Source organism: Mesorhizobium sp. M1E.F.Ca.ET.063.01.1.1 (assembly GCF_003998155.1).
GTDB lineage: Bacteria > Pseudomonadota > Alphaproteobacteria > Rhizobiales > Rhizobiaceae > Mesorhizobium.
The window spans coordinates 1-3,384 of record NZ_RZSC01000639.1 but is presented as its reverse complement, the minus strand read 5'-3'; the positions used below and the strand labels follow the sequence as shown (position 1 = coordinate 3,384).

The 3,384-nt window shown below is 66.0% G+C and carries 3 protein-coding genes; all 3 read right to left on the bottom strand.

Annotated elements, in window-relative coordinates; all coding sequences use genetic code 11:
• Positions 1-996: efflux RND transporter permease subunit (locus EOA29_RS29680; protein WP_145969861.1), on the bottom strand; the 996-nt coding region annotated here is incomplete at its 3' end.
• A 115-nt stretch (positions 997-1,111) separates the two neighbouring features.
• A complete protein-coding gene (locus EOA29_RS29675) occupies positions 1,112-2,686 on the bottom strand; it encodes an FAD-dependent monooxygenase (protein ID WP_126094436.1) in 1,575 nt (524 codons plus the stop codon).
• On the bottom strand, positions 2,683-3,384 hold a 702-nt coding region (locus EOA29_RS29670; RefSeq protein WP_127221995.1), incomplete at its 5' end, for an efflux RND transporter periplasmic adaptor subunit. The genes EOA29_RS29675 and EOA29_RS29670, both read right to left, overlap by 4 nt.

Below are 3,384 nucleotides of genomic sequence, written 5' to 3'. Positions count from 1 at the left end.
TTCTTCCACGACATGCGACTGGTCGGCGACCAGACCGAGCTCAGCGCCGAGCGGCAGCTCGGCCTCCATTTCGTGCATCTTCTCCTTGACGTTTTCGCCCAGCGCCAACGCGTCGCCGCCCGAAGTCAACGAGATGGCGATGCCGACGGCAGGCTTGCCGTTGAAGCGGAACATCGGTTGCGGCGGGTCGGAATAGGCACGCTTGACCTCGGCGACGTCGCCCAGCCGGAAGTAGTGGCCGTTGGCGTAGAAGTTGATTGCCTTCAGGCTTTCCTCCGAGGTGAAGCTGCCGGAGACGCGGATGGCGATGCGCTCGGGGCCGGCGTCGACCGTGCCGCTCGGCGTCAGCGCGTTCTGCGCCTGCAGCGCCTGCGACAGCGTGCCGACGTCGAGGCCGAGTGCGGCGATCTTCTGGGTCGAGAATTCCAGATAGATCTTCTCGTCCTGCTGGCCGATCAGGTCGACCTTGGCGACATCCTTCACGGTGAGCAGCCCGGCGCGCAGGCTGCTCGCCAGATCCTTCAACTCGCGATGGCTGAGGCTGTCGGAAGTAAGCGCGTAGATCAACGAATAGGTGTCGCCGAACTCGTCGTTGTAGAACGGGCCCTGCACGCCGGACGGCAGCGTCGGCTTGATGTCGTCGAGCTTCTTGCGCACCTGGTACCAGAGCGGCTGCACCTGGTCGCCGGCGACCGTGTCCTTGAGGTTGACGAAGACGACGGACTCGCCGGGCTTGGTGTAGCTCTTGACGTAGTCGAGGTCCGGCAGCTCCTCGAGCTTCTTCTCGATGCGGTCGGTGATCTGCTCCAGCGTGTCGCCGGCGCTGGCGCCCGGCCACATCGTCTTCACCACCATGGTCTTGATGGTGAAGGGCGGGTCCTCCTCGCGACCGAGGCCGCGATAGGGGTAAAGGCCGGCAAGTGCCGCCGCGATCATCAGGTAGACGATGAAGCTCCGGTGGCGCAGCGCCCATTCGGAAAGGTTGAAACTCGTCATGATGCAAATTCCTCTCAGCGCGCAAAGGCGCGTTCCGCCGGCGGCTGCCGGCAGGCGAAACAAGTGACGGTTGGGGTTCGGTAAGCGCCCGCCGCTTGGCGGGCGCCGTGGCAGTTCAGGCCAGGCTGTGCATGGTGCCCGGCACGCGGTAGGGTGCGCGCTCTGCGGTTCTCGGCTTGATGGCGAGACCGGCGATATAGCGCTGGAAAGCGGCCGCTTCCTGGACCGGCGAGGCAAGCGCGACATGGCCGTCCGGTCTCACCAGATAGGCAGCGTCGCGCTGCAAGCCGGCCTTTTCGGCCGCGTCCGACCAGGCGAAGGCGTGGATCGGGATGCCGGTCGGCGCCAGCATCGCCCGGAAATCGCAGGTGACCTCGCCGTAGACGTGGACCTGCCAGTCGAGCGAGCGCAGCGGCTCGAAATTGTCACCGTTGGGGCCGAGTACATAGGGCAGGCGGTCGCCGCCGCTCACCTTGCCCGCCGTGCCCGCGCTGATCGGTCCGGCGCGATACTCGATCGCCGCCTGCGAGATCACGCCGAAGAAGAAGCGCGAGCCGAAAGAGGTGTGGAGCAGCGCGTTCAAAATCTTCGGCATCAGATAGCGACGGAACAAGCCTATGAACCGCGAGCGGCTGGTGATGAAGCGGAAAGCGGTGTCGGTGCTGTCGATCAGCTTCTGCGCAAATGCGATGCGCTCCGGCTCGTAGCTGTCGAGCAGGCGCGGATCGGCTCGGCCCTGCACGATCGCCGCGAGCTTCCAGGCGAGGTTCACTGCATCGCCCATGCCGGTGTTCATGCCCTGGCCGCCGGCCGGGCTGTGGATGTGGCCGGCATCGCCGCAAAGAAACACGCGGCCGACGCGGAAGCGCTCGGCGACGCGATGGTGGACGCGGTAGGTCGAGAACCAGTTCACCTCGTCGACCGTGACGCCGGTGTCGCGCTCGACATCGGCTCGGATCGCCTCGAAGCTGATCGTCTCGTCGGCCTCATGCGCCTTCGGCACGATACCGATCAGCCTGACCGAGCCGGACTGCCGGACCGGCATGACGATCGCGAAGCCATAGGCGCTGACCGTCGTGTCCATGCCGTTGCGGGTGATCTCGCCGCGCCCCTTCACGTCGGCGACGTAGAAGGACTGCTCGTAAGCGCCGCCGGGAAAGCCGACCTTCAGCCCATGGCGCACGGCGCTGTGGGCACCGTCGCAACCGGCAAGATAGGCGGCGCCGACGGTTTCGGTCCGGCCTACCTTGCTCAAGGTCGCGACGACCGCATCGCCTCTGTCCTGGAAGGTGATGAGCTCGGTGCTTCGCTCGACCTTGACGCCGGCGCGCTCCAGATGCGCGATCAGCACGCGTTCGTGGATGTCCTGCGGCAGCGCGAAGGCGAAGGAATAGGGGCTGATGCCGCGGCCGAAATCGGACAGCGGCAGGCGCGCCGCTATCCCGGCCGGCGTGTGCACGGTGAGTCGCTCGATGCGCACGCCCTCCGCAAGCACGTCGTCGACGATGCCGATCTGGCGGTGGAACTCCAGCGTGCGCGCCTGGACGGCAAGCGCTCGCGATGTTTCGCCGGGAGCTGCGGCCTTGTCAAAGATGCGCACCGGCACGCCGAGCCTGGTCAGCCAGAGCGCGAGCGTCAGCCCGGTCGGACCGGCGCCAGCAATGAGGACCTTTGTCTTGGACACGGTCATTTTCCTTCTCCTTCAACGATACGAACTTTTTCGTGTTCCCGCAGCCGGTTGACGCCGGCGGTGACGACGAGATCGCCTTTGGCGAGCCCGTCGCTGACGACGATGCGATCGGTCTCGTAGCGGGCGACAGAGATTGGCCTCAGCTCCACCGCCGACGACGGTGTGACGACCCACACGGCCGGCTTGCCTTCCTTATCGAACAGCGCGCTGCCCGGCAGCACCATCACCGGCGCGCCACCCATCTCGGCGCGGCCGGCGACGCTTGCGCCGAAGCGCATTTCGTCGGGCACATTCTCGAGCGAGACCTTCACCTGGAAGGTGCGGGTCGCGGCATCAGCCATGGGTGCAATCTCGCGGACGGTGCCGACCGCCGTGATCGCCGGATTGCTAAGCAGCGAGACGGTTACCTGCGGTGGCCGCTTCGTATCGGGCGCGTTGGCGAAGGCAGCTTCCGCGATCGAGAACACCGCATCGCGGCTCTCCGGATCGGCGACGCGCACCACCGTCTGCCCGACATTGACGGACTGGCCGGCTTCGGCCCCGGTCGCGGTGACGATACCGTCGAATTCCGCGCGCAGCTCGCTATAGCCGAGCTGGTCTTTGGCCATGTCGAAGGCGATTTTCGCCGATTTGAGCTTGGCCTGCGCCGAGCGCAGGTTCTTCAGCGTCGCGTCGTAATTGGCCCGCGTCGTAAAGCC